This is a genomic window from Trinickia acidisoli (assembly GCF_017315725.1).
Classification (GTDB): Bacteria; Pseudomonadota; Gammaproteobacteria; order Burkholderiales; family Burkholderiaceae; genus Trinickia; species Trinickia acidisoli.
Window position 1 is genome coordinate 1,752,143 of sequence record NZ_JAFLRG010000002.1, and the last position, 24,870, is coordinate 1,777,012.

General features: G+C 61.9%; 25 protein-coding genes and 1 pseudogene. 9 read left to right on the forward strand and 17 right to left on the reverse strand.

Annotated elements, in window-relative coordinates; all coding sequences use genetic code 11:
• Positions 1–33: 33 nt before the first annotated feature.
• Positions 34–1,155 (reverse strand): aspartate-semialdehyde dehydrogenase, encoded by a 1,122-nt coding sequence (gene asd / locus J3485_RS26110; RefSeq protein WP_206957202.1) that lies wholly within the window; start codon positions 1,153–1,155, stop codon positions 34–36.
• Between the two features lie 81 nt (positions 1,156–1,236).
• On the reverse strand, positions 1,237–1,380 hold the full coding sequence (locus J3485_RS26115) for a hypothetical protein (protein ID WP_206957203.1): 144 nt from the start codon (positions 1,378–1,380) through the stop codon (positions 1,237–1,239).
• A gap of 134 nt (positions 1,381–1,514) precedes the next feature.
• Between J3485_RS26115 and J3485_RS26120 the strand changes: the two genes are divergently transcribed.
• Complete coding sequence (locus tag J3485_RS26120) at positions 1,515–2,765, forward strand: integrase catalytic domain-containing protein (RefSeq protein ID WP_206950637.1); 1,251 nt, start codon at positions 1,515–1,517, stop codon at positions 2,763–2,765.
• A 252-nt stretch (positions 2,766–3,017) separates the two neighbouring features.
• On the opposite strand, the gene leuB is transcribed toward J3485_RS26120, so the two are convergent.
• The 4 genes from leuB to J3485_RS26140 all read right to left on the reverse strand — a co-directional run bounded on the left by leuB (position 3,018) and on the right by J3485_RS26140 (position 7,330).
• Positions 3,018–4,085 (reverse strand): 3-isopropylmalate dehydrogenase, encoded by a 1,068-nt coding sequence (gene leuB, locus J3485_RS26125; protein ID WP_206957204.1) that lies wholly within the window; start codon positions 4,083–4,085, stop codon positions 3,018–3,020.
• Positions 4,086–4,144: 59 nt separating this feature from the next.
• On the reverse strand, positions 4,145–4,795 hold the full coding sequence (gene leuD, locus J3485_RS26130) for a 3-isopropylmalate dehydratase small subunit (RefSeq protein WP_206957205.1): 651 nt from the start codon (positions 4,793–4,795) through the stop codon (positions 4,145–4,147).
• Between the two features lie 15 nt (positions 4,796–4,810).
• Positions 4,811–6,220: a 3-isopropylmalate dehydratase large subunit gene (leuC, locus tag J3485_RS26135; RefSeq protein WP_206957206.1), complete on the reverse strand. Its 1,410-nt coding sequence runs from the start codon at positions 6,218–6,220 to the stop codon at positions 4,811–4,813.
• 237 nt (positions 6,221–6,457) lie between these two features.
• Positions 6,458–7,330, reverse strand: coding sequence for an aldo/keto reductase family oxidoreductase (locus J3485_RS26140; RefSeq protein ID WP_206957207.1), 873 nt, complete (start codon positions 7,328–7,330; stop codon positions 6,458–6,460).
• Between the two features lie 95 nt (positions 7,331–7,425).
• Here J3485_RS26140 and J3485_RS26145 point away from each other — a divergent pair, with 95 nt between their 5' ends.
• The gene (locus J3485_RS26145; protein ID WP_206957208.1) at positions 7,426–8,331 is read left to right on the forward strand and encodes a LysR family transcriptional regulator; all 906 of its coding nucleotides are present in this window, start codon (positions 7,426–7,428) and stop codon (positions 8,329–8,331) included.
• Between the two features lie 53 nt (positions 8,332–8,384).
• Here J3485_RS26145 and J3485_RS26150 read toward each other — a convergent pair whose 3' ends face one another.
• The 3 genes from J3485_RS26150 to J3485_RS26160 all read right to left on the reverse strand — a co-directional run bounded on the left by J3485_RS26150 (position 8,385) and on the right by J3485_RS26160 (position 11,275).
• Entirely contained in the window at positions 8,385–8,771 is a 387-nt protein-coding gene (locus J3485_RS26150) for a hypothetical protein (protein ID WP_206957209.1), read from the reverse strand.
• A gap of 592 nt (positions 8,772–9,363) precedes the next feature.
• Positions 9,364–10,626, reverse strand: coding sequence for a dicarboxylate/amino acid:cation symporter (locus J3485_RS26155; RefSeq protein ID WP_206957210.1), 1,263 nt, complete (start codon positions 10,624–10,626; stop codon positions 9,364–9,366).
• Positions 10,610–11,275, reverse strand: a complete 666-nt coding sequence (locus tag J3485_RS26160; protein WP_206957211.1) for a GntR family transcriptional regulator — start codon at positions 11,273–11,275, stop codon at positions 10,610–10,612. The genes J3485_RS26155 and J3485_RS26160 overlap by 17 nt, the downstream gene beginning before the upstream one ends.
• Before the next feature lie 179 nt (positions 11,276–11,454).
• Between J3485_RS26160 and J3485_RS26165 the strand changes: the two genes are divergently transcribed.
• Positions 11,455–12,060 carry a GNAT family N-acetyltransferase gene (locus J3485_RS26165; RefSeq protein ID WP_242538935.1) on the forward strand — a complete coding sequence of 202 codons (606 nt, stop codon included), beginning with the start codon at positions 11,455–11,457 and terminating at the stop codon, positions 12,058–12,060.
• A 136-nt stretch (positions 12,061–12,196) separates the two neighbouring features.
• On the opposite strand, the gene J3485_RS26170 is transcribed toward J3485_RS26165, so the two are convergent.
• From J3485_RS26170 to J3485_RS26205, 8 genes are all read right to left on the reverse strand, one after another.
• Positions 12,197–12,721, reverse strand: a complete 525-nt coding sequence (locus J3485_RS26170; protein WP_206957212.1) for a helix-turn-helix transcriptional regulator — start codon at positions 12,719–12,721, stop codon at positions 12,197–12,199.
• Between the two features lie 301 nt (positions 12,722–13,022).
• Positions 13,023–14,327, reverse strand: a complete 1,305-nt coding sequence (gene gltA, locus J3485_RS26175; protein ID WP_206957213.1) for a citrate synthase — start codon at positions 14,325–14,327, stop codon at positions 13,023–13,025.
• A gap of 68 nt (positions 14,328–14,395) precedes the next feature.
• The gene (locus J3485_RS26180; protein ID WP_206958403.1) at positions 14,396–14,638 is read right to left on the reverse strand and encodes an FAD assembly factor SdhE; all 243 of its coding nucleotides are present in this window, start codon (positions 14,636–14,638) and stop codon (positions 14,396–14,398) included.
• Positions 14,639–14,797: 159 nt separating this feature from the next.
• Entirely contained in the window at positions 14,798–15,502 is a 705-nt protein-coding gene (locus tag J3485_RS26185; protein WP_206957214.1) for a succinate dehydrogenase iron-sulfur subunit, read from the reverse strand.
• Positions 15,503–15,530: 28 nt separating this feature from the next.
• Entirely contained in the window at positions 15,531–17,306 is a 1,776-nt protein-coding gene (sdhA, locus tag J3485_RS26190; protein WP_206957215.1) for a succinate dehydrogenase flavoprotein subunit, read from the reverse strand.
• A gap of 4 nt (positions 17,307–17,310) precedes the next feature.
• On the reverse strand, positions 17,311–17,679 hold the full coding sequence (gene sdhD / locus J3485_RS26195) for a succinate dehydrogenase, hydrophobic membrane anchor protein (RefSeq protein ID WP_206957216.1): 369 nt from the start codon (positions 17,677–17,679) through the stop codon (positions 17,311–17,313).
• A gap of 4 nt (positions 17,680–17,683) precedes the next feature.
• Entirely contained in the window at positions 17,684–18,100 is a 417-nt protein-coding gene (gene sdhC / locus J3485_RS26200; RefSeq protein WP_206957217.1) for a succinate dehydrogenase, cytochrome b556 subunit, read from the reverse strand.
• A 142-nt stretch (positions 18,101–18,242) separates the two neighbouring features.
• On the reverse strand, positions 18,243–19,031 hold the full coding sequence (locus J3485_RS26205) for a GntR family transcriptional regulator (protein ID WP_206957218.1): 789 nt from the start codon (positions 19,029–19,031) through the stop codon (positions 18,243–18,245).
• Positions 19,032–19,255: 224 nt separating this feature from the next.
• On the opposite strand from J3485_RS26205, the gene J3485_RS26210 reads away from it, so the two are divergent.
• The 6 genes and pseudogenes from J3485_RS26210 (at position 19,256) to J3485_RS26235 (ending at position 24,838) form a co-directional block, all read left to right on the forward strand.
• The gene (locus J3485_RS26210; protein ID WP_206957219.1) at positions 19,256–20,239 is read left to right on the forward strand and encodes a malate dehydrogenase; all 984 of its coding nucleotides are present in this window, start codon (positions 19,256–19,258) and stop codon (positions 20,237–20,239) included.
• Positions 20,240–20,386: 147 nt separating this feature from the next.
• Positions 20,387–21,400, forward strand: a complete 1,014-nt coding sequence (locus tag J3485_RS26215; RefSeq protein ID WP_206957220.1) for an HpcH/HpaI aldolase/citrate lyase family protein — start codon at positions 20,387–20,389, stop codon at positions 21,398–21,400.
• A 53-nt stretch (positions 21,401–21,453) separates the two neighbouring features.
• A pseudogene (gene prpB, locus J3485_RS26220) lies at positions 21,454–21,543 on the forward strand (methylisocitrate lyase); the annotation flags it as partial.
• A gap of 27 nt (positions 21,544–21,570) precedes the next feature.
• Positions 21,571–22,743, forward strand: a complete 1,173-nt coding sequence (gene prpC / locus J3485_RS26225; RefSeq protein ID WP_206957221.1) for a bifunctional 2-methylcitrate synthase/citrate synthase — start codon at positions 21,571–21,573, stop codon at positions 22,741–22,743.
• A 99-nt stretch (positions 22,744–22,842) separates the two neighbouring features.
• Complete coding sequence (locus J3485_RS26230; RefSeq protein WP_206957222.1) at positions 22,843–23,361, forward strand: hypothetical protein; 519 nt, start codon at positions 22,843–22,845, stop codon at positions 23,359–23,361.
• A 25-nt stretch (positions 23,362–23,386) separates the two neighbouring features.
• On the forward strand, positions 23,387–24,838 hold the full coding sequence (locus J3485_RS26235) for a bifunctional 2-methylcitrate dehydratase/aconitate hydratase (RefSeq protein WP_206957223.1): 1,452 nt from the start codon (positions 23,387–23,389) through the stop codon (positions 24,836–24,838).
• Positions 24,839–24,870 lie beyond the last annotated feature (32 nt).

Here is a 24,870-nt window from a genome sequence, read left to right on the forward strand (position 1 = left end):
GTTCCATACGGCGCACGTCACACGCGCCGCGGCTTACTTCTCCAGCAGGATGCGCAGCATGCGGCGCAGCGGCTCGGCCGCGCCCCACAAAAGTTGATCGCCGACCGTGAAAGCCGACAGATACTCCCCGCCCATCGCGAGCTTGCGCAAACGGCCGACGGGAACCGACAGCGTCCCGGTCACGACAGCCGGCGACAATTCGCGCATCGATGCTTCGCGCTCGTTCGGCACGACCTTGACCCAATCGTTCGCCGCCGCAAGGATACCGTTGATCTCATCGAGCGGCACGTCCTTCTTCAGCTTGATGGTCATGGCTTGAGAGTGGCAGCGCATCGCGCCGATACGCACGCACAGGCCGTCGACGGGAACCGAACCGGGCTGCCCCATTGCCGGCTTGCCGAGGATCTTGTTCGCCTCGGCGCCGCCCTTCCACTCTTCCTTCGACATGCCGTTGCCGAGATCCTTGTCGATCCAAGGAATCAGCGAGCCGGCGAGCGGCACGCCGAAATGCTGCGTCGGCATCGCATCGGCGTTCATCGTTTCGAGCACGCGCCGGTCGATGTCGAGGATGGCCGAAGCGGGATCGGCCAGTTGCTCCTTGACGGCGCTGTGCAGCGTGCCCATTTGCGACAGCAGTTCGCGCATGTTTTGCGCGCCTGCACCCGACGCGGCCTGATAGGTCATGGCCGTCATCCAATCGACGAGATTCTCGTTGAAGAGCCCGCCGAGCGCCATCAGCATGAGGCTGACCGTGCAGTTGCCGCCGATGAAATTCTTCGTGCCCGCCACGAGCGCTTCCTTGATCACGCCAAGATTGACGGGATCGAGGATGATGACGGCGTCGTCGGACATGCGCAGCGACGAAGCAGCATCGATCCAATAGCCCTTCCAGCCCGCGGCGCGCAGCTTCGGAAACACCTCGTTCGTGTAATCGCCGCCTTGACAGGTGATGACGACGTCGCACTTCTTCAGATCGTCGATGCTCGTGGCGTCTTTGAGCTTCGTCTCGTTCTTGGCGAACGACGGCGCGTTTCCGCCCACGTTGCTGGTGCTGAAAAACACCGGTTCGATCAGATCGAAATCGCCTTCCTGCTGCATTCGCTGCATCAGGACGCTGCCGACCATGCCGCGCCAACCTACGAGACCTACGTTCATGACTAACCCTTGGAGTGGACGCTTCCCCGCAACCTTGCCCGGCGTGACCGCGCGGGGAAGACGAGCGGGCACGACGGACGATCAGCTTTTCGTGATCGTTTTGGGGGTAATCGTAATGATGGCGATGCCGGCAATGCCGACGACACCAGCGATGGCGAGCCCACCCACACGGGCCGTATCGCCGTGCAGGTTTTCAATCGAGGAGATTTGGGACAGTTGCGCCATCGCGACAGTCTACACGAAAAATCGGCATCGGCGCGCCCGAGCCTTGTCCAATGGCAAAGGAGTCTGGGCGGGGCGGCGTGATTCCAACGGCAAAGGAGTCTGAGCGGGGAGTTTTAGGGGTCGATCATTGCGCGATGGTGATCGACATGAATACGACAAGGCTGGAGACGATCGGGCAAGTCCGGGAGTTCCTGGCGGGGGTCTGCGACGTTGAGCTGCACGTCGTTCAGGACGAGGCTGAGCGACGACGGTTCGTTGAGCGCACGCTGCGTTGGTTCGGCTATTTTCGGCGGTCTCGCGGTGAGCGCGGGCTGCTGTTCGCCTATGTGCAGCGGGTCTCGGGCTACTCACGTGCCCACGTCATTCGACTCATTGCGCAGTACCGCGAGAGCGGCACGCTCGAGCAGCGTGAACGCGGCACGCGCACCCAATTCCCACGTCGCTACACGGACGAGGATGTCGCCTTGCTGGTCGAACTGGACAGCCTGCACGACACGCTCTCGGGGGCGGCCACGCGGGCGCTGGCGCGGCGGGCCTGCCAGGTGTATGGCGATGCGCGCTACGAACGCTTGTCGCACATTTCCGTGTCGCACCTATACAACTTGCGCGCGGGCCAGGCGTACCGCCAGCGGCGCCTCACATGGACGAAGACGCGGCCCAGCCCGGTGCAGATCGCCGTGAGGAAGGCGCCGGCGCCTGAAGGCCTGCCCGGTTATATCCGTATCGATACGGTCCATCAAGGCGATCAGGACGGCGTCAAGGGCGTCTATCACGTCAACGCGGTGGACATCGTCACGCAATGGGAGGTCGTGGCCGCTGTCGAGCGCATCAGCGAGGCGTACCTGCTGCCGGTCATCGCGCTGATGCTCCAGAGTTTTCCGTTCGTGGTGCGCGGCTTTCACTCTGACGGTGGTAGCGAGTACATCAACCGCGACGTGGCTGGCCTGCTCGAGAAGTTGCGCATCGAGTTCACCCGCTCACGCCCGCGCCAGACCAACGACAACGCACTGGCCGAGTGCAAGAACGGCGCGGTCGTTCGCAAGCTCATCGGCTATGGGCACATCCCGCAGAGGCATGCCGCGGCGATCAACCGCTTCCACGAACAGGCGCTCAATCCGTACCTGAACTTCCACCGGCCCTGTTACTTCGCCGTGGACACGGTGGATGCACGTGGGCGCATCCGCAAGAGCTACCCGAGCGAGCGGATCATGACGCCGTGGGACCGGCTGCGCTCGATCCCGGATTTCGAGCAGTACCTCAAGCCCGGCGTCACCGCCCAGACCCTTAGCGACACTGCCATGGCCATGACCGACTCCCAGGCCGCCCAGCAGCTTCAGGACATGCGCCGCAACCTGTTCGCCTCGTTTCGTCGCAAACGAGCCTGAGCCGCTGCCGGTGGCTACGGCATAATCCGGGGGCGGGAGTTGCCCACCGCCGTGCCGGCCGTGGACAACTTCCGCTTTCCGATAGAGACACAGCGACCCCTGAACCCCACACCACCTACAGGTTCAGACTCATCTCAGGATTGGAAAATACTGCCCGCGAACACGGCCGATTCTGCAAAAACCACGCTATTTCAGGCTGATTTCGTGCGAACGGACGGAAAAAACCATTCGCACGAAACAGTGCCGGAACGATCAGAGTGCCGCGCGCACCGCGTCGCCCATTTCCACCGTGCCCACTTGACGGCCGCCCGGCGTGGCGATGTCGCCCGTGCGATAGCCAGCCTCGAGCACCTTTTGCACGGCCTTCTCGATTCGGTCGGCCTGCTCGGCTTTGTTCAGCGAATAGCGCAGCATCATCGCGGCCGACAAGATCGTCGCGAGCGGATTGGCAATGCCCTTGCCGGCGATATCGGGAGCCGACCCGTGCGAAGGCTCGTAAAGCCCCTTGTTGCTCTTGTCGAGCGAAGCCGACGGCAGCATGCCGATCGAGCCCGTGAGCATCGCGGCCTGGTCGGACAAAATGTCGCCGAACAGGTTGCCCGTCACGATGACATCGAACGATTTCGGCGCCTTCACGAGCTGCATGGCCGCGTTGTCGACGTACATGTGCGAGAGTTCGACGTCCGGATACTGCTTCGCGACGTCGATCATGACGTCCCGCCAGAATTGCGACGTCTCGAGTACGTTCGCCTTATCGACCGACGTCACACGCTTGCCGCGCTTGCGCGCCGCCTGAAACGCAACGTGCGCGATCCGCTGCACTTCGGGCTCCGAATAACGCATCGTATCGAAGCCTTCGCGCGCCCCTTCGAACGTGCCGTCGGGTGCGTTGCGCGTACCGCGCGGCGTGCCGAAGTAGACGTCGCCGTTGAGCTCGCGCACGATCAGGATATCGAGCCCCGACACGATCTCCGGCTTCAGCGAGGAAGCACCCGTCAATTGCGGATAGCAAATGGCCGGACGGAAGTTGGCGAACAACTGCAGATGTTTGCGCAGCCCCAGGATCGCTTGCTCGGGACGCAGCGCGCGCTCGAGCGAATCGTACTTCCAGTCGCCCACGGCGCCGAACAGGATTGCGTCGGCCTCCTTGGCAAGAGCGAGCGTCGAATCGGGCAGCGGGTGACCCTTCGCTTCGTACCCGGCGCCGCCGACGGGCGCCTCTTCCATCTCGAACTTCTCGCCGAGCGCGTTCAGTACCTTGACCGCTTCCTTGATGATTTCCGGACCGATGCCATCACCGGGGAGCACTGCGATTTTCATTGGGAGTCCTATCGAGTTGTGCAATTGCGTGTTCGCTGCGGCTGCGGCTGCCGAGGGCATCACCCGAGAATCCGGTGAGCAAGCCACGGCTGCTTCGCGATCCGCTCCGCTTCGAACGCACGAATCTTGTCGGCATGGCGCAGCGTGAGCGCGATGTCGTCGAAGCCGTTCAAGAGACAGTACTTGCGGAAGCCGTCGACTTCGAACGGGTACTCGCGGCCGTCGGGCGTGCGCACGACCTGCGCTTCGAGATCGATCGTCAACTGATAGCCGTTGAACGCGTATGTCTCATTGAATAAGTGATCGACCTGCTGCTCCGACAGCACGATCGGCAACACGCCGTTCTTGAAGCAGTTGTTGAAGAAAATGTCGGCGAAGCTCGGCGCGATCAACGCGCGAAAGCCGTACTGCTGCAGCGCCCACGGCGCATGCTCGCGCGAGCTGCCGCAGCCGAAGTTCTTGCGCGCGACCAGCACCGATGCGCCTTGATAGCGCGGCTGGTTGAGCACGAAGTCCGGGTTCAGCGGGCGGCGTGAATTGTCCTGCCCCGGCTCGCCGTGATCCAGATAGCGCCACTCGTCGAACAGGTTCGGACCGAAGCCCGTGCGCTTGATCGATTTCAGAAACTGCTTCGGGATGATCGCGTCGGTATCGACGTTCTCGCGATCGAGGGGCGCAACGAGCCCCGTATGCACGATGAATTTGTCCATGGTTCTTTACCTATCTCATCCCAACTTGCGAATATCGACGAAGTGGCCTTCGATGGCAGCGGCCGCGGCCATTGCCGGGCTCACGAGGTGCGTGCGTCCGCCCGCGCCTTGACGCCCTTCGAAATTGCGGTTCGATGTCGAAGCGCAACGCTCGCCCGGCTCGAGCCGATCGGCGTTCATCGCGAGACACATCGAGCAACCGGGCTCGCGCCATTCGAAACCGGCTTCGACGAACACCTTGTCGAGCCCCTCGCGCTCGGCCTGCGCCTTCACGAGCCCCGAGCCGGGCACGACCATCGCCAGCCGAATGTTCGGCGCGACGCGGCGCCCGAGCTTCTTCACGACGTACGCCGCCGCGCGGATGTCCTCGATGCGCGCGTTCGTGCACGAGCCGATGAACACCTTGTCGACCTTGATCGATTCGATCGGCAGATTCGGTTCGAGCGCCATGTACTGCAACGCGCGCTCCATCGCATCGCGCTTGACCGGATCCTTTTCGCGCTCGGGGTCGGGTACGCGGCTGTCGATCGCAGTGACCATTTCGGGCGACGTGCCCCAGGTGACTTGCGGGACGATCTGCGCGGCATCGAGTTCGACGACGCGATCGAAATGCGCGCCCGCGTCTGACACGAACGCGCGCCAGTAGGCAACGGCATGGTCCCACTCGACGCCTTGCGGCGAATAGGGACGCCCCTTCAAATAGTCGATCGTCGTATCGTCGACAGCCACCATGCCTGCACGCGCACCGGCTTCGATCGCCATGTTGCAGACGGTCATGCGGCCTTCCATCGACAGCGCGCGTATCGTCGAGCCGCCGAATTCGATCGCGTAGCCCGTGCCGCCGGCTGTGCCGATCTTGCCGATGATGGCGAGCACGATGTCCTTGGCCGTGCAGCCGCGCGGCAGTTGGCCGTCGACCTTCACGAGCATGTTCTTGCTCTTTTTCTGCAAGAGCGTTTGCGTCGCCAATACATGTTCGACTTCGGACGTACCGATGCCGTGGGCCAGTGCGCCGAACGCACCGTGCGTCGACGTATGCGAATCGCCGCAGACGATCGTCATGCCCGGCAGCGTCGCGCCTTGCTCGGGCCCGATGATATGAACGATACCTTGGCGCATGTCGTTCATCTTGAATTGCGTGATGCCGTAAGCATCGCAATTGGCATCGAGCGTATCGACCTGGAGCTTGGACACCGGATCGGCGATGCCGTGGCTGCGATCGGTCGTAGGCACGTTATGGTCGGACACGGCCAAGTTCGCACTCACGCGCCACAGGGGACGCTCGTGCATCTTCAGCCCTTCGAACGCTTGCGGGCTCGTGACTTCGTGCAGCAGTTGGCGATCGATATAGAGCAGCGTCGTGCCGTCTTCTTCCGTGTGGACGACGTGTGAATCCCACAGCTTGTCGTAGAGCGTCTTTGACATGGTATGCGAGGTAATCGTGGCAACGGGCAATCCCCGGTGCGGTCGATTATGCCACGCACATTACCGTCACGACACCGGCGAAAAAGAAAAAAGCGATAAAAAACAGAGAGTTGGGTGGTAGTCTCAGTACTAGTTTCGTCGTTACCAGGGCGCAGATCCGTCGCACTTCGTCTCCTTGAAGACCCTGTTGAATCCGCGAGTTCTTCCGAATTGCGCCGCTGGCCGACACGTCCGCCGTCAGTCCGTTCCAATACGCGTCAGCCGCTCCAGCGTCTCCATTGCATCATCGGGCAGGTCGAATGAGGCCGCGGCGAGGTTCTCCCGCAGATGCGCGACAGACGACGTGCCCGGAATCAGAAGGATATTCGGCGCGCGACGTAGCAGCCAGGCGAGCGCGATCTGCATAGGGGTCGCGTTCAGGCGCGCGGCGACTTCGGACAACTCGGAGGATTGCAAGGGCGTGAATCCGCCCAACGGAAAGTACGGCACGTAGGCAATTGCGTCGAGATCGTCGATCAAGGCGTCGTCTGCCCGATGGGCGAGGTTGTAGTTGTTCTGCACGCAGACGATCTCGCAGATCCGGCGCCCTTGCGCAATCTGTATCGGTGTGACGTTGCTCAAGCCGATGTGACGCACGAGCCCCTGCCGCTGGAGTTCGGCGAGAACGGTGAGTGGGGCTTCGATCGAGCCCTCCGAGGGATGGTGCGCGTTGAACATGATCCGGAGACTGACCACGTCCAGCACGTCGAGCCCGAGATTGCGCAGGTTGTCATGCACCGCCTGGGTCAGCGCTTCGGGTGAGAAAGCAGGCAGCCACGACCCATCCTCGCCGCGACGCGCGCCGATCTTCGTGACGATGACGAGGTCGTCGGAATAAGGATGGAGCGCGTCGCGGATCAATTGATTCGTGACGTGCGGCCCATAGAAATCGCTGGTGTCGATGTGATTGACGCCGGCAGCGACAGCCTCGCGCAGCACCGCCAGCGCTGCATCGCAATCTTTCGGCGGGCCGAATACGCCCGGCCCCGCGAGCTGCATGGCGCCGTAGCCGAGCCGATTGACGGTGCGGTCGCCGAGCTTGAATGTGCCTGACTGGTTGACGCTGGACATAGTCGATCTCCTCTGAACGGGAAGCTCAGCTTAATCGTTGCACCCCCGTGCGATAAGTCGTCATAATTTGCACGGGCTGTGCGAAAGGACGAACAATGCAAGTCAACCTGGCGGATCTGAACGCCTTCGTCGCAGTGGCGCGCGCCAAGGGCTTTCGCGACGGAGCGCGCGCCAGCGGCGCCAGCCCGTCCGGGCTCAGCGAGGCGGTACGCCGCCTGGAAACCCAGCTAGGCGTCAGACTGCTTCACCGCACGACACGCAGTGTCGTGCCCACCGAAGCCGGCGAGCGCCTGCTCGCACGGCTCGCCCCCGCGCTGGGCGAAGTCGAAGCGGCGCTCGACGTCGTCAACGCGTTTCGCGACAGGCCTGCCGGAACGCTCCGGCTCAACGTGCCGGTCAGCGCGGCACGGCTCGTGCTGCCTTCCATCGTGCCGCGTTTTCTCGAGGCCTATCCCGAAGTACGGCTCGAGGTGATTGCCGAGGAAAGTTTCGTTGACGTGCTGGCGGCCGGATGCGACGCGGGCATTCGCTACGACGAACGGCTGGAGCAAGACATGATCGCCGTGCCGATAGGCCCTCGCGTTCAGCGCATGGCAACGGCTGCTGCCCCTGCTTACCTCGATCGCCATGATCGGCCCACGCACCCGCGCGAACTGCTCGCCCATGCGTGCCTGCTTGGCCGTTTCCCCAGCGGCGCGATGTCGACATGGGAGTTCGAACTCGGCGGCGAGGTGGTGCGGGTCGATCCCACTGGCCCGCTACTGGTGCAGATCGGCGGAGCAACCGATCTCATCGTCGACGCCGCGATCGCCGGTACCGGCATCGTGCATATCTTCGAAGACTGGTTGCGCCCGCACTTTGAGCGCGGCACGCTCGAACCCATCCTCGAGCCCTGGTGGCGACCCTTCTCCGGGCCATTCCTTTACTACTCCGGGCGACGTCTCGTGCCGGCGCCGCTTCGCGCGTTCATCGATTTCATCAAGATTTACGGATCGCGCTAGCCAATGCGACTTACACCGTAGCCGCTCCCGGCGTCGATACCTGCTCGAGCCATTCACGCCTCTGAGCAACAACTGCATACAGCGCCTGGCTCGTCACGTGCCTTGGGCTCGACAAAACTGCCGAATTCGACAGGGAGGCGGTACGCCTGCGCAATTCGCATCGCGGCGTAGGTCGCATTGCTCGCGCTTGCGAAATCGAGGAACGGATGCTCGCCGCCGTCGCAATCGAGCAGGTAGACCCCGTAGCACAACCGCAACTCCGCACCGGCACACGACACGTTGCCGGCCCGCTCGACGGCATGAACCGCAACCCGCCTGATCGCAGGCAGCAGCGCGCGAAACGCGACGATGCGCATGTCGCCGGACACCGGCAGGCCATTGCAACAACCGAACACATCGACCGGAAACTCGACGACGCGTTCGCGTTCCGTCTCTTGCACGGTATGGCACCCCGGCTCGGGTCGAGCGCGATCAGGTGCGGAAGAAGAAGCGCGGCCGGCGGGCGAGCCGGCCGCAAAACCGCCTGCATGGGAGGCCGAGGAGGCGCAGGCGGGGCACGGCTCGCAAGCGGGCCGTGCGGGCGAAAGGTCGTGGGCGCCGGTCATTACGTCAAAGGCGGCGCGCGTGGTTGAGCATGCGACTACGAATAAATAGCATCGCGCCCAACCCGCGAACGGGACTGCTTGAGCGCGACGAAGCCACCTGCGTCCGAGGCCGGAGCAAAACGTTACTGACAGGTGGGACACGACGTCGAAGACGCGTGCCATGAGGGATCGGATGACGAGCGCGCCAGCCAATTGCGGCAGAGTGCACGAACTGCATGCGCGCGACGACGAAGGGCGACGCCGCATGCAGCCGACGTTGCCGTAGAATACGAACAGCCATGGGTGGTCTCGTTCAAAAACGTCCGTGGTCAGGCCGGCAGCGAGTGCTGCAACACTCACTGCCGCCGTTCTTTCTTCCTTCCTTCGCTAATCAAGTTCCTTCTCGATTCCTCACCGGTCCCGCCGACCGGCGATGTCCATCATCGAATCAAACATTCCCGCGCAGCGACGTGAATCCTTGCGGCCGGTCATTTCGCTCGACGGCGGGTTGAAGCGGCTCGCCGGAGATACGCAATGCAACCGTCGTCGCAACCGTGCTCGCATAAACGTTCAGCGCGGTACGGCCCATATCGAAGAACGCATCGATGCCGAGGATCAACAAGACCGCTTCGGCGGGCAGCCCGATCGCCGCCAAAATAACGGTGATCGCCACCACGGCGCCTGACGGCACGTTCGCCGCGCCGTCGATCATGATCGTCGTCAGCACGATGATCGTGAATACGAGCGGCCAGCTCCAAGTCAGGTGATAAACATCGGCGAGATAGCCGACGGCCAGTGCCGTATAGAGCACGGCACCATCGCGATTGAAGATGTACGACAGCGGCAGGATGGTAGATGCGACCGACTGCGGCACGCCCATCTCGGTCAGCTTCTTCAGATGCAGCGGGTACGTGATTTCCGATGAACGCGTCGTGAACGCGAGAATCAGCGGCTCACTCACGTGCTTGACGACGGCGCGCGCCGAAAGCCCGGTCGACTTGACGATCAACGTCAGCAAAATCGCGAGGATCGCCAAGCCGAGGTATGCCACACCTAGCAGCTTGAGCAGGGGCATCAATGCCGATACACCCTTCGAAGCAAGCAGCCCCGCCAGCGTCGCGAAAATCGCGATCGGCGAAAGCGCAACGACCCATTCGGTCATCTTGAACAGCGCGGCGAGCGCCGAATCGAGCACGGCCACGAACGGCGCGGCCTTGTCCTGCACCGCTGCTAGCGCAGAGCCCAACAGCACGCCGAAGACGAGCACGGGCACCGAATTGCCCGACGTAAGCGCCCCTACGATATTGGCCGGGACGAGATCCACGATGAACTGAACCCAGTCGACGTTGCCGGCCAGGTTTTTCGGCATGGTGGCGGTCTGCGTCATGCTCGCGCCGACACCGGGGTGGAACAAGAAATTAAGACCGAGGCCAAGCGCGGCGGCGATGGCGGTCGCCACGATGAAGAACGCGATGCTGAGCACGGCCGTCTTGCCGAGGCTGCCGCGTTGCACACCCGCACGATACGTTCCGACGGTGACCGACAGCAGGATCAACGGCATGACGACCATCTTGATCGCATGCGCGAAGATCGTCGACAAAAACGACAGCTTAGTTGCGAATGCCGGAACGAAAACGCCGAATAGCGCGCCCAGCACGAGCCCCGCGATCATTTGAACGGGAACGGAAATTCCTTTACGTTGATTTGTCATGTTGGCCTCGGATTAGTTTGATTCTTGCGTCGGTCCCATCCAGAATATGGTTCCACATGTGCCGGCGTGCCGCTTCGGGCTCTTTTGATTGGATTGATGCGTAGATACTAAGGTGTTCCAACGTACCGCGCCGCACCGTCGCGGCATCGTCTCGATGCAATTCATTGAGCGCAAGCCCGGTTTGGGCGCGCAGCATTCGATAGGATGTGTAAAGCCGATCGTTTTTCGCGGCTTCGAACATTTCTTGATGAAATACCCAACCGATTCTCTGCTCCGTCATCAGGTCCGCCGATTCGTCATCGATAACCCGATGCAATTGATCCACCGCCGTCGTCAGCCCGTCGGTCGGGCCATTGACGGCGGCCAAGTACGCGGCTGTGCTCTCCAAAGCAAGCCGCACTTCGAAGATCTCGCGCAAATCGATCTTCGTCGGCGCCGTCACGTAGGTGCCTTTGCGGGGAATGACTTCGACCAAGCCTTCGACGACAAGACGTTGTATAGCGGATCGCACCGGCATATGACCGAGCATCAACTCGTCGGCCATATTGCGCGGAGAAACCGGATGTCCAGGCGCGAGCCGTCCTTCGAGAATTCGAGAACGGATCTGCGTATAAGCTGTTTGCGTATCGGATTGACGGTCTTCCGTCATCTGAGATCTCAGTTGATTTGCTATCCCGAAAAATTTCGGCTCGCCTAGAGATTACCCTATCGTGCGAGAGAATGGACCTGACATTTTTCGGAGTATAAACGGGTTTGACAACGGGTTTGACAATTGAGGCCGCGAGATAACGCTCGAGGTAACGAGCTCGGGCAACACACCCTGGTAACATGCCGCCCTTCGTCGAAGCCCAGCAATCGCAAGATGGACAAACCCGTCTTTCCTTTTTTGCCGGCGTTCGGAACACTTATAGACTACTACTAACAACAGACTCACAACTCGAGCCGCCTATGCCTGATAGCCCCCCGCTGTTTTCCATCCATGCCGTCTCGGCCGAGCATGTCCTACCATTGCGACGGACGATCCTTTTGGACAATCAAACCGATTCGTGTCGCTTTCGAGGCGACGACGAACCGACGACATTGCATGTCGCCGTCTACCAAGGCGAGCGCATCGTAGCCGTGGCAACCGTATGCCGCGAGGCGCTGCCCGGATTGCAAAACGATACGGCCTGGCGCCTTCGCGGCGTAGCGGTCGAGTCGCATGTGCGCCGTTATGGTTTCGGACGCACGCTCATGAAGCTTTGTTTCGATCACGCTCGCCGGCATGGCGGCAGGCTCGCCTGGTGCACTGCCCGCGAAACGGCACGCGGCTTTTACGAAGCGCTCGGTTTTGCATCTTCGTCCCCGCCGTTCAAGCTGCCTTCCAGAGGGGATCTACTTTTCTACGAAATGCATTACATATTGCCGGGCGAGCCCATCACGGACGTCGAATAAACCCGTGCGGGCCATTGCGCCGAATCTCCGATACAGCATGGGCATGTCGTGCGAAAACCCGCGAACGCGTGCAACGATTCCTGCGCCTTCAAATGCCGCCCGACGACGCATGTCGGCGACGCCGATGGCGCTACGCTTACGCCACGAGTGAGGTCAACTGCTGATTGGCACGAGGCTCGATTTCACGCGCCCCCTTCGCCAAATTCACCTGCTTGGTGGACTTCGCCATATCGATGAGATCCGAGGCGATCGGATAGTTGCCTCGCCCCATCAGCCAAACGAGCACGTCCGACAGATGCCAAACGGACGGATTGCCTTCATGAACCGGCAAAGGAAACTGTGATGCATGCGCGAGCATCAGCTTACGCATGTTTTGACGCGTGACTCCGGCTGCATCCGCCACATCTGTCAGGCCAACGAAATCGGGACCCGCTTCCACGAGCCGTGCCGATGCGATTGCTTGCTTGACGTCGCGCAACGCCGTATAAATCGCAGACCAAGCATCTGCGCTTTCGCGCCTAAACGCCAATGCGATTCGGCCCGGCTGACCGATACCGATCGTGGCATCGTCACAGCCCGCTTCGAAAAGGCGCTCGACAATCCGCTCCTGATCGCAATCGTCGTCTGCAAGCTGATATTTGAGCGTAAAAGCGTATTCCATTAGGACTCCTATGTTCTTGCGCGTCTACCCGGCTCGACACTCGCAATCCATTGCGAAATCGCGATGTGGTCGTTGCATTCATCAACACGGCAAGCGTACCGCTCCATAGTTTGGTTGTCAATCGACAACTTTAAAATTGATCAACGAATGGAGAGTACCGGCCGAGCGATCCGACGGTGAATACGTCGAACGGCATAGTCCCAGCCTGAAGCAGACGACAAAAAAGCCCCGACGGCATGACCCGTCGGGGCTTTGGCGATTTCGACGAACCGGCTGGTGCCGGCCGGATCGACGCGAGCGATTAGCTGCGTTGGCTGATCGGCTTCGCTACGCGCGACGTTTCGCCGATAAACAACTGACGCGGGCGGCCGATCTTCTGCTCGGCTTCCGAGATCATCTCGTTCCACTGAGCGATCCAACCCACGGTGCGCGCCATCGCGAAGATGCAGGTAAACATCGACGTCGGGATGCCGAGCGCTCGCTGAACAATGCCCGAGTAGAAATCGACGTTCGGATAAAGCTTGCGCGACACGAAGTATTCGTCTTCGAGTGCAATCTTCTCGAGTTGCATCGCGAGCTTGAACAGCGGGTCGTCGTGCAAGCCGAGTTCCTCGAGCACTTCGTAACACGTTTCGCGCATGAGTTTCGCACGCGGATCGTAGTTCTTGTACACGCGGTGGCCGAAGCCCATCAGCTTCACGCCCGAGTTCTTATCCTTGACCTGCTTGATGAACTCGGGAATGTTGTCCGGCGAGCCGATTTGTTCGAGCATGTTCAGTGCCGCTTCGTTCGCACCGCCATGCGCCGGGCCCCAGAGACAGGCAATACCGGCAGCGATACACGCGAACGGATTCGCGCCCGACGAACCGGCCAGACGCACGGTCGACGTCGACGCGTTCTGCTCGTGATCGGCGTGCAGAATCAAAATGCGATCGAGCGCGCGCACCAGCACGTCGTTGATCTTGTACTCTTCGCACGGGTTCGAGAACATCATGCGCATGAAGTTCGCGCTATACGACAACTCGTTCTTCGGATACACGAACGGCTGCCCGATGCTGTACTTGTACGCCATTGCCACGAGCGTCGGCAGCTTCGCGATCATGCGGATCGCCGACACGTCGCGATGGTGCGGATCGTTGATGTTCAGCGAATCGTGATAGAACGCCGACAGCGCGCCAACCGACGCGACGAGAATCGACATCGGGTGCGAATCGCGACGGAAGCCGCGGAAGAAGAACTGCATCTGTTCGTGCACCATCGTGTGGCGCGTCACCGTGCTGACGAATTCTTCTTTCTGCTCGACGGTGGGCAGGTCGCCCTTCAACAGCAGATAGCACGTTTCGAGAAAATCCGCGTTTTGCGCGAGATTGTCGATCGGGTAGCCGCGGTACAGCAGCTCGCCCTTGTCCCCGTCGATATACGTGATGGCGGAATTGCACGACGCCGTCGACATGAAGCCGGGGTCGTACGTGAATTTGCCGGTTTGGCCGTATAGCTTGCGGATGTCGATCACGTCCGGGCCCAACGTGCCCTTGTAGATCGGCATTTCAACGCTCGGCGAATTATCGCTGAACGAGAGCGTGGCTTTAACATCTGACGGAGTCATAGCATCCTCAATCGAAGTTGGAACGGGTTTCCGATCATGCGCGCGCGGCGCGTCTAGCATTGCGGCACTCAAACGGCGCGCAACAGCCCCAGCACCCGGACGATGTCCGGGTCGGAAAGGTCGCCTTCCGGTTCCTTGCGAGCGAGAAGCAAGTCCATCAGGTCGTTGTCGCTCAGCTCGAACAAACGTGTGAGCGCACCCACGTCGTCGTCGCTGAGGTTCTCCTCGTAACGGCTGAAGAAACGTTCGAAGATCAAATCGTTTTCCAGCAAACCACGCCGCGCGCGCCAACGAAGGCGCGCACGACGCAACGGGTCTGACTGATGCGAAGCATCAGTATGCGCCGAGCCGGCCCCGGGCGTCCCGAAGGACTCCTCGGGGGGAGCATCGCACGGAACCGAAGTAGACGCCGTAGCGCCAACTTCGGTGGCCGGCGAATGAAGCGAGCGCGGAGAGGCAAGTCTCATTCTTTAAACCGCGCGGCGCACCATCAGTTCCTTGATCTTGCCGATCGCCTTCGTCGGGTTGAGGCCCTTCGGGCACACGTCGACGCAGTTCATGATCGTATGGCAACGGAACAGACGGTAGGGGTCTTCGAGATTGTCCAAACGCTCGCCGGTCGCTTCGTCGCGGCTATCGGCAATGAAGCGATAGGCCTGCAACAGCCCGGCCGGGCCGACGAACTTGTCCGGATTCCACCAGAAGCTCGGGCACGAGGTCGAACAACTCGCGCAAAGAATGCACTCGTACAGGCCGTCGAGCTCGTCGCGTTCCTGCGGCGATTGCAGACGCTCCTTTTCGGGCGGCGGCGTGTCGTTGATGAGGTACGGCTTGATCGAGTGATACTGATTGAAGAATTGCGTGAAGTCGCAAATCAAATCGCGCACCACCGGCAGCCCCGGCAGCGGACGCAGCACGATCTTTTGCGGCAGATCGTTCAGGTTCGTCAAGCAGGCGAGCCCGTTCTTGCCGTTGATGTTCATTGCATCCGAACCGCAGACGCCCTCGCGGCACGAGCGGCGGAACGACAGCGTTTCGTCGAGTGCCTTCAGCTTCACGAGTGCGTCGAGCAGCATGCGGTCGCCCACGCCGATCTCGAGATCGTACGTCTGCATGCGCGGCGCGGCATCCTTGTCCGGATCGTAGCGATAGATTTCGAAAGTACGTTTTGCCATTTCGCGTGTGTCCTTTGATTTCGCCGGATTAGAAGGTACGGGCCTTCGGCGGCACCGATTCGACCGTCAACGGCGTCATGTGCACCGGCTTGTAATCGAGGCGATCGCCTTCGCTGAACCACAGCGAGTGGCGCAGCCAATTGACGTCGTCGCGTTCTTCGTAATCGCTCTGTGCATGCGCGCCGCGGCTTTCCTTGCGCGCTTCGGCCGAAACCATCGTCGCACGCGCGACTTCGATCAAGTTCGCGAGTTCGAGCGCTTCGACGCGAGCCGTGTTGAACACCTTCGATTTGTCCTTCAGGTGCACGTGGTTCACGCGCTCGGCAACTTCCTTGATCTTCTCGACGCCTTCGGCGAGCAGCTTCGACGTACGGAACACGCCGGCATGCGCTTGCATCGCCGAGCGGATGTCGCCCGCGATCGCTTGCGTATATTCGCCCGAGCTCGACTTATCGAGCTTGTCCAGGCGCGACAACGCGAAATCGGCAGCATCGGCCGGCAGCGGCTTGTGCTCCTTGATTTCCTTGACGTGCTTGACGATATGGTTGCCCGCGGCACGGCCGAACACGACGAGATCGAGCAGCGAGTTCGTGCCGAGGCGGTTCGCACCGTGCACCGACACGCAAGAGCATTCGCCGACGGCGTAAAAGCCGTTGACGACTTCTTCGTGTCCGCGCGGCGTGCCCACGACTTGGCCGTGGATATTCGTGGGGATGCCGCCCATTTGGTAATGGATCGTCGGCACGACGGGAATCGGCTCCTTGATGCAGTCGACGTTCGCGAACTTGAGCGCGATCTCGCGAATCGACGGCAGACGCTTCATGATCGTCTCGGCGCCGATGTGCGACAGGTCGAGCAGCACGTGATCCTTGTGCGGACCCACCCCGCGGCCTTCCTTGATTTCCTGGTCCATCGAGCGCGACACGAAATCGCGCGGCGCCAAATCTTTCAGCGTCGGCGCGTAGCGCTCCATGAAGCGCTCGCCGTTCGCGTTGCGCAAGATACCGCCTTCGCCGCGCACGCCTTCGGTGATCAGCACGCCCGCGCCGGCTACGCCGGTCGGGTGGAACTGCCAGAACTCCATGTCCTGCAGCGCGATGCCCGAGCGAGCCGCCATGCCGAGGCCGTCACCAGTGTTGATGAACGCATTCGTCGACGCCGCGAAGATACGCCCCGCACCGCCCGTCGCGAACAGCGTGCACTTGCCTTCGAGGATGTACACGTCGCCCGTTTCCATTTCGAGCGCCGTTACGCCGAGCACGTCGCCGTCGGCGTCGCGGATCAGATCGAGCGCCATCCATTCGACGAAGAACTGCGTCTTCGCCGCGACGTTTTGCTGGTAGAGCGTATGCAGAAGCGCGTGGCCGGTACGGTCTGCCGCGGCGCAGGCGCGCTGCACGGGCTTCTCGCCGTAATTGGCCGTGTGGCCGCCGAACGGACGCTGATAGATCGTGCCGTCCGCATTGCGGTCGAACGGCATGCCGAAGTGCTCGAGCTCATAGACAGCGTTGGGCGCCTCGCGGCACATGAATTCAATGGCGTCTTGATCGCCGAGCCAATCCGAGCCCTTGATCGTGTCGTAGAAGTGATAGTGCCAGTTGTCTTCGCTCATGTTGCCGAGCGACGCGCCGATGCCGCCTTGCGCTGCGACCGTGTGCGAGCGCGTCGGAAACACTTTCGAGAGCACGCAAACCGACAGGCCGGCACGCGCGAGCTGCAGCGACGCGCGCATCCCCGAACCGCCCGCGCCGACGATGACCACGTCGAAGCGGCGACGCGGCAGAGAATTCTTGATTGCAACCATTCTTTTACACTCTCCAGAGAATCTGCGCAGCGTAGCCCGCACACGCGAGCAGCCAGACGATCGTCAGCGCTTGCAACACGAGCCGCGTGCCGACGGGCTTCACATAGTCCATCCAGATGTCGCGCACACCCACCCACGCGTGGTAGAAGAGCGAGAGCAAGGTGACGAACGTCGCGAGCTTCATCCATTGAGTGGCGAAGATCGAGGCCCAACCGTCGTAGGAGAAATCCTGCGCGCCGAAGAACCAGACGAGCAGGATGACGGTGTAAATCGCCATGATCGTGGCGGTCACGCGTTGCGCGAGCCAATCGCGCAGGCCGTAATGCGCGCCGACGACGAGGCGCTTCGAGCCGATTCGGTTGTTGGCTGCCATTTTCTTAGAATGCTCCGAACAGTTTGAGCGCGAAGGCAATCGTAAGGATCGACGACACGACGAGAACGACGACGGAAGTGCGCTTGCCGCTCTCCTTCGTTACCGCATCGTGATTCGTGTCCATCACGAGGTGACGGATGCCGGCGCAGAAGTGGAAAAGAAACGCCCACGCGAGCACGAGCGTGATGAGCTTGACGACGATGTTGGCGAGAAAGCCCTTGAAGACTTCGAAACTGAGTTCGGAAGTGAGGCTCTGATCGAAGAGGTAGAGCAGGAAGGGAAGGAAAACGAAGAGAAGCGCACCGCTGACCCGGTGCAGGATCGACACACGCCCCGCTAACGGTAGACGGTATGCCGTCAAGATTTGCCCTAGGCCGATGTTCCGGAACTCCGGCCTCGGTTTTTTTACGGCTTCTGCCATGCTAGACCCCTACTAGTAGTCACACTAACCCGCGATTTTAGCGCTTTTTCATTCTGCGGCGCAGCGAAAACCGGTGGACACCGTTGCGCCCCGTGCAATGATCTCGCTTGCCGGGTGCCGTCGCCGCGACGCTTTGGCGCTGTCAGCTCAAGTCGTTCTGATAGTAGTACCCGGTTGTGACATACCAACCACGGCGCACTTCGACGGGCCGATCGCCATAGGTATAGGACACCCGCTCGACCGACAGCAACGGGAATCCGGCCGCCACGCCGAGCAATTCCGCCACGGCGGGCTCTGCCGCCACCGCGCGGATCTTCTCCGACGCCCGAATCATGCGCGTGCCGAATTCCGCCTCGAACATCGCATAGAGCGGCCCCTTGTACTCGCTTAGGCGCTCGACCGTCAGCCCGCGAAACACGGCTCCAGGCAGCCAGATTTCGTCCAGCACGGTCGTCACGCCGTCGAATTGCAGCAGGCGCTTGATCAGGACCACAGGCTCGGCCGGCTTCAAGTCGAGCTGGCGCGCGATCTCGGCGGACGCGCGCAAGCGGCGGCATTCGAGCAGCTTGCTGATGTGCGGATGTTCGGCGGCATCGTCGGCCAAAAGCCGCAGGAACCGAAACTGCGCGCGATCCTCGTTGTGAGTCGCAACGAACGTACCCTTGCCCTGGCGCCGCACGAGCAGATTTTCCGCGGCCAGTTCGTCGATCGCCTTTCGGACCGTGCCTTGGCTCACCTTATAGCGCGCCGCGAGTTCGACTTCGCTCGGGATGATCTCCCCGGGCTTCCACTCGCCGGACTCGAGGCTCTGCGTGATGAGCCCCTTGATTTGCTGGTACAGCGGGCTGAACGTGGGCGAAGGGGCGCTCGCAGCCGTGCCGTCGCCGGACTGGCCGTTCGCATTGCCCGCGCTTGCCTGGTTCGCATTCATCCGCGCATTTCAACACAAAGGGCCCGCGCCCGTCCAGGCCTTAGTGGCGGATTCATATGTCTTATATAAGACATAAGATACGGTTGACTTTGGGAAGCCTCGCTCCTACACTCCGTCGCGGGCAAGGATTCCGGCGTACACGCTTGGCACAACGCGCATAAAATAGCGTTTTTCCCTAAGCGTAGACGCACCAAACGCACCAACGCATCTCTGGAGAGTTCTCAATGGCTAAGTCCGCAAAGCGCGTTGCCGTCACCGGCGCCGCAGGTCAAATCGGTTACTCGCTGCTGTTTCGTATCGCCAACGGCGATCTGCTCGGCAAGGACCAGCCCGTCATCCTGCAACTGCTCGATCTCCCGCAAGCGCAAGCCGCCGTCAAGGGCGTCGTCATGGAATTGGAAGACTGCGCATTCCCGCTGCTCGCAGGCGTGGTCGTGACGGACGATCCGAAGGTCGCGTTCAAGGACGCAGACGTCGCGCTGCTCGTGGGTGCTCGCCCGCGCTCGAAGGGCATGGAGCGTAAGGATCTGCTGTCGGCCAATGCCGAAATCTTCACGGTTCAAGGCCGCGCGCTGAACGAAGTCGCAAGCCGCGACGTGAAGGTGCTCGTCGTCGGCAATCCGGCGAACACGAATGCCTACATCGCCATGAAGTCGGCTCCCGATCTGCCGAAGAAGAACTTCACGGCCATGCTGCGCCTCGATCACAATCGCGCGCTGTCGCAGCTCGCCGCGAAGTCGGGCAAGCCCGTTGCTTCGATCGAAAAGCTCGCCGTGTGGGGCAATCACTCGCCGACGATGTACCCCGATTTCCGCGTCGCGACGGTCGATGGCCAATCGCTCACGCAACTCATCAACGACGACGAGTGGAACCGCAACGTGTTCATCCCGACCGTCGGCAAGCGCGGCGCGGCGATCATCGAAGCGCGCGGCCTGTCGTCGGCGGCCTCGGCGGCCAATGCGGCGATCGATCACGTGCGTGACTGGGTGCTCGGCACGAACGGCAAGTGGGTCACGATGGGCATCCCGTCGGACGGCTCCTATGAGATCCCCGAAGACATCGTCTACGGCGTGCCGGTCACTTGCGAAAACGGCGAGTACAAGCGCGTGACGGGTCTCGAAATCGATGCCTTCTCGCGCGAGAAGATGGACTTCACGCTGAAAGAATTGCTCGAAGAGCGCGACGGCGTGCAACACCTGCTCGGCTGATCGCCGAACGCCGGCGCCGCCCGCGCAAGCGGGCGCGCCGGCAGACGATTCGAGAGCCCGTACCCGAGGCTCTCCCCCGCGACACGTCCCGCAGAGTTCGCCCGAATCCGGTTTTCTTGAACACGTTTGACGCTCCTGACGCCGAAGATGCGCGCCCTCACTCCCGCGGAAGTGTTGTTTGACGGCGAAGCGCCGCCCGTGCTCCTACCCGTGTGCGATCACTACGCGGGCAGCGAAAAGCTGATGCTGAAATCGCTTGCGTTGCAGGCGCAACTCGGGCCCGTGTTCGACGTGACGCTCGATTGCGAAGACGGCGCCGCCGTCGGGCACGAAGCGGAGCACGCCGAACTCGTCGCATCGCTCGTGGGCGGCGAACACGACTGCTTCGGGCGTGTCGGCGTGCGCATTCACGACTTCGCCCATCCGCATTGGCGCGACGACGTCCGCCTCATCCTGCGGTCGGCGAAGCGCGCCCCCGCTTACGTAACGCTGCCGAAGGTGCGCAGCATGGCCGATACCGCGGAAATGTGCGCGTTCATCGAGGCGACACGCCGCGAATTCGGGATCGCGCAACCGGTTCCTACGCAGCTTCTCATCGAAACGCACAGCGCGCTCGCCGATGTCTTCCGCCTCGCCTCGCTGCCGACCGTCGAGGCGCTCTCGTTCGGCTTGATGGACTTCGTGTCGGCGCACGACGGCGCCATCCCCGATTCGGCGATGCGTTCCCCCGGTCAGTTCGACCACCCGCTCGTACGCCGCGCGAAGCTCGAAATCGCGGCGGCCTGCCACACGTACGGACGCGTGCCCTCGCACAACGTCAGTACCGAGATTCGCGACATGTCGATCGTGGCGGCAGATGCCGCCCGTGCCCGCGACGAATTCGGCTATACGCGCATGTGGAGCATCCACCCGGCGCAGGTGCCGGTCATCGTTGCCGCGTTCGCGCCGCGCGACGAGGCGATCGCCGCCGCGGCCGAGATTCTGCTGGCCGCCCAGGCCGCGCAATGGGGACCCATCCGCCACGGCGATACACTGCACGATCGCGCAAGCTACCGCTACTACTGGTCGGTGCTGCGCCGAGCGCGTGCAACCGGACGGCCCCTGCCGCCGGAAACGGCGCCGTTGTTCGCCAGCCCCGTTCCGCCGAAGGAGTCGTCATGACAGCGCAGCAACCGTCCCGCGAGTCGCCCTCAACATCGGCCGGTGCGGCATTGCGCGTGCAAACGCGCGACGATCTGTACCAGTACCTCGGCTATCACGCGTACGAAGACAAACTCGACGCGCTCTTCGCCGCGCAAAAATGATGGCGCATGCAGCTTGAGGATTCGACCATGAGCCAAGCCCGCCAAACCACCGCGCCCGTACTGTCGGGCTTCAAACCGAAGAAGTCGGTCGCGCTTTCGGGGGTGAGCGCGGGCAATACGGCGCTTTGCACGGTCGGCCGCACGGGCAACGACTTGCACTACCGCGGCTACGACATTCTCGACATCGCCACCACCTGCGAATTCGAGGAGATCGCCTATCTGCTCGTGCACGAAAAGCTGCCGACCGCCGCCGAGCTGACCGCCTACAAGAAGAAGCTGAAAGCCCTGCGCGGCTTGCCCGCCAACGTGAAAGCCGCGCTCGAATGGGTACCCGCTTCGGCCCACCCGATGGACGTGATGCGCACCGGCGTATCGGTGCTCGGCACGGTGCTGCCCGAGAAAGACGATCACAACGTCGCCGGCGCGCGCGACATCGCCGATCGCTTGATGGCCTCGCTCGGCTCGATGCTGCTGTACTGGTACCACTACTCGCACAACGGCCGTCGCATCGAAGTGGAAACCGACGACGATTCGATCGGCGGCCACTTCCTGCACTTGCTGCATGGCAAAACGCCGTCGAAAGCGTGGGTGCAAGCGATGCATACCTCGCTGAACCTGTACGCCGAGCACGAATTCAACGCCTCGACGTTCACGGGCCGCGTCATCGCCGGCACGGGCTCGGACCTCTATTCGGCCATCACGGGCGCGATCGGCGCACTGCGCGGGCCCAAGCACGGCGGCGCGAACGAAGCGGCCTTCGAGATCCAATCGCGCTACAGCTCGCCCGATGAAGCGGAAGCCGACATTCGCCGCCGCGTCGAGAACAAGGAGGTCGTGATCGGCTTCGGTCACCCCGTCTACACGATTTCCGATCCGCGCAACAAGGTCATCAAGGAAATCGCTCACGCGCTCTCGAAAGAAGCCGAAGATACGCGTCTGTTCAATATCGCCGAGCGCCTCGAATCGGTGATGTGGGACGCCAAGAAGATGTTCCCGAATCTGGACTGGTTCAGCGCGGTGTCGTATCACATGATGGGCGTGCCGACGGCAATGTTCACGCCGCTGTTCGTGATCTCGCGAACGGCGGGCTGGAGCGCCCACATCATCGAGCAACGCATCGACAACAAGATCATTCGTCCGAGCGCAAACTACACCGGGCCTGAAAATCTGAAGTTTGTCCCGCTAAATAGGAGAAAATAGCGACCGCCGCGCGCCGCCGAGCGTGCGCCGCCGGCGGGTCAACCCGCCGCACGGTTTGTGTTCTATTTGTCTCACCGACATTCAAAAGGTCTTGATTCCATGAAGAAACTGCTGATCGCCGCCGTCGTCGCCTCGCTCTCCGCCACGACGCTCGTCGCCGCGAACGACGCATTCGCGCAAACTGCCAGCAGCACGACGGCCACCAAGAAGCCCGTCGTCAAGAAAAAGGCGAGGGCACCGGCACCGAAACACCGCCTCATCAAGCGCAAGCCGGCGAAAACGGTCGCGAAAACCGATCCGGTACTGCCGGGCTCGGTGCTGTGGTCCTGCGAGGACGGCCTCTCGTTCGATTTGAAGGGCGACATGAAGCGCGACCAGATCGTCACCGTCCACTGGGCCAACAAGAACTACAACCTGCCGCGCGAATCGACGACCACGGGCGCCGACCGCTTCCACGACGCCGCCACGGGCCTCGACCTCGTCGTCATCCCGACGAAGGCGATGCTGTTCTCGGACCACGACGACTCGCGCCTCGCGGACGAATGCAAGACGGCCGAGATGATGCAAGGCGCTCCGGCCCCGACGCAATCGAACGCGCTGCAAAAGTCAGGCAGCTAAATTCTCGGCGAGGAAGCCTCGACCCATGTCCGCCCCGATCTCCAATGTCCGGCCCGCGCCGGACACGGTGCTCGCCGATATCGTCGACTACGCTCTCGATTTCCGAATCGATAGCGCGCTCGCGCTCGACACGGCGCGCAATTGCCTGATCGACACCCTCGGCTGCGGACTCGAGGCCCTCTCCTACCCCGCCTGCACGAAGCTGATGGGGCCGATCGTACCCGGCACCATCGTACCGAACGGAGCCAAAGTGCCCGGCACGCCGTTCCAGCTCGACCCCGTGCAGGCCGCCTTCAACATCGGCGCGATGATCCGTTGGCTCGACTTCAACGACACGTGGCTCGCCGCCGAATGGGGGCATCCGTCCGACAATCTCGGCGGCATCCTCGCGACGGCCGATTGGCTGTCGCGCAATGCCGTGGCGGCGGGCAAGCAGCCGCTCACGATGAAGGACGTGCTCGTCGCGATGGTCAAGGCGCACGAGATCCAAGGCATCATCGCGCTCGAGAATTCGTTCAATAAGGTCGGGCTCGATCACGTGTTGCTCGTCAAGCTGGCATCGACCGCCGTCGTCGGCCAGATGCTCGGGCTCTCGCGCGACGAACTCGTCAACGCGGTCTCGCTCGCGTTCGTCGACGGACATTCGCTGCGCACCTATCGGCACGCGCCAAACACGGGTTCGCGCAAATCGTGGGCAGCCGGCGACGCAACCTCGCGCGCCGTGCGCCTCGCGCTCATCGCAAAGACAGGCGAGATGGGTTATCCGTCGGCGCTGACGGCCAAGACGTGGGGCTTCTACGACGTTCTGTTCAAGGGCAACGCGTTCAAGTTCCAACGCCCGTACGGCTCGTACGTGATGGAAAACGTGCTGTTCAAGATTTCCTTTCCGGCCGAGTTTCATGCACAAACGGCAGCCGAAGCGGCGATGGCGCTGCACGATCGACTGCGGGCGAACGGCAAGCGTGTCGAGGACGTCGCGAAGATCACGATTCGCACGCATGAGGCGGCAATCCGTATCATCGATAAAACGGGCCCGCTCGCCAATCCGGCCGATCGCGATCACTGCATCCAGTACATGGTGGCGGTCCCGATGATTTTCGGGCGCTTGACGGCGGCCGACTACGAAGATGCCGTCGCAACCGATCCACGCATCGATGCCTTGCGCGCGAAGATCGTTTGCGTCGAAGATCCGCGGTTCACGGCCGACTATCACGATCCGGACAAACGTTCGATCGCCAACGCATTGACCGTCGAGTTCGGCGACGGGACGAAGTTCGACGAAGTCGTCGTCGAATATCCGATCGGCCACAAGCGGCGCCGTGCGGAAGGCATCCCGCTGCTCGTGGACAAGTTCAAGACGAATCTCGCGCGCCGCTTTCCCGAAAAGCAGCGTCAGGCGATTCTCGATGCCTCGCTCGACCAAGCAAAGCTCGAGACGATGCCCGTCAACGAATACGTCGATTTGTATGTGATTTAGGCAACCGAATTCAAGCAACCCCGAACGCTGGT

Excerpts from the sequence above, each read along its gene's own strand:
- J3485_RS26120 (WP_206950637.1), top strand. The coding sequence starts at position 1,515 with ATGGTGATCGACATGAATACGACAAGGCTGGAGACGATCGGGCAAGTC.
- J3485_RS26115 (WP_206957203.1), bottom strand. The coding sequence starts at position 1,380 with ATGGCGCAACTGTCCCAAATCTCCTCGATTGAAAACCTGCACGGCGAT.
- J3485_RS26210 (WP_206957219.1), top strand. The coding sequence starts at position 19,256 with ATGGCTAAGTCCGCAAAGCGCGTTGCCGTCACCGGCGCCGCAGGTCAA.
- J3485_RS26140 (WP_206957207.1), bottom strand. The coding sequence starts at position 7,330 with ATGTCCAGCGTCAACCAGTCAGGCACATTCAAGCTCGGCGACCGCACC.
- J3485_RS26165 (WP_242538935.1), top strand. The coding sequence starts at position 11,455 with ATGCCGCCCTTCGTCGAAGCCCAGCAATCGCAAGATGGACAAACCCGT.
- asd (WP_206957202.1), bottom strand. The coding sequence starts at position 1,155 with ATGAACGTAGGTCTCGTAGGTTGGCGCGGCATGGTCGGCAGCGTCCTG.
- sdhD (WP_206957216.1), bottom strand. The coding sequence starts at position 17,679 with ATGGCAGCCAACAACCGAATCGGCTCGAAGCGCCTCGTCGTCGGCGCG.
- sdhA (WP_206957215.1), bottom strand. The coding sequence starts at position 17,306 with ATGGTTGCAATCAAGAATTCTCTGCCGCGTCGCCGCTTCGACGTGGTC.
- gltA (WP_206957213.1), bottom strand. The coding sequence starts at position 14,327 with ATGACTCCGTCAGATGTTAAAGCCACGCTCTCGTTCAGCGATAATTCG.
- J3485_RS26145 (WP_206957208.1), top strand. The coding sequence starts at position 7,426 with ATGCAAGTCAACCTGGCGGATCTGAACGCCTTCGTCGCAGTGGCGCGC.
- leuB (WP_206957204.1), bottom strand. The coding sequence starts at position 4,085 with ATGAAAATCGCAGTGCTCCCCGGTGATGGCATCGGTCCGGAAATCATC.
- prpC (WP_206957221.1), top strand. The coding sequence starts at position 21,571 with ATGAGCCAAGCCCGCCAAACCACCGCGCCCGTACTGTCGGGCTTCAAA.
- J3485_RS26215 (WP_206957220.1), top strand. The coding sequence starts at position 20,387 with ATGCGCGCCCTCACTCCCGCGGAAGTGTTGTTTGACGGCGAAGCGCCG.
- sdhC (WP_206957217.1), bottom strand. The coding sequence starts at position 18,100 with ATGGCAGAAGCCGTAAAAAAACCGAGGCCGGAGTTCCGGAACATCGGC.
- J3485_RS26185 (WP_206957214.1), bottom strand. The coding sequence starts at position 15,502 with ATGGCAAAACGTACTTTCGAAATCTATCGCTACGATCCGGACAAGGAT.
- J3485_RS26205 (WP_206957218.1), bottom strand. The coding sequence starts at position 19,031 with ATGAATGCGAACCAGGCAAGCGCGGGCAATGCGAACGGCCAGTCCGGC.
- J3485_RS26160 (WP_206957211.1), bottom strand. The coding sequence starts at position 11,275 with ATGACGGAAGACCGTCAATCCGATACGCAAACAGCTTATACGCAGATC.
- J3485_RS26170 (WP_206957212.1), bottom strand. The coding sequence starts at position 12,721 with ATGGAATACGCTTTTACGCTCAAATATCAGCTTGCAGACGACGATTGC.
- J3485_RS26230 (WP_206957222.1), top strand. The coding sequence starts at position 22,843 with ATGAAGAAACTGCTGATCGCCGCCGTCGTCGCCTCGCTCTCCGCCACG.
- leuC (WP_206957206.1), bottom strand. The coding sequence starts at position 6,220 with ATGTCAAAGACGCTCTACGACAAGCTGTGGGATTCACACGTCGTCCAC.
- J3485_RS26155 (WP_206957210.1), bottom strand. The coding sequence starts at position 10,626 with ATGACAAATCAACGTAAAGGAATTTCCGTTCCCGTTCAAATGATCGCG.
- J3485_RS26235 (WP_206957223.1), top strand. The coding sequence starts at position 23,387 with ATGTCCGCCCCGATCTCCAATGTCCGGCCCGCGCCGGACACGGTGCTC.
- leuD (WP_206957205.1), bottom strand. The coding sequence starts at position 4,795 with ATGGACAAATTCATCGTGCATACGGGGCTCGTTGCGCCCCTCGATCGC.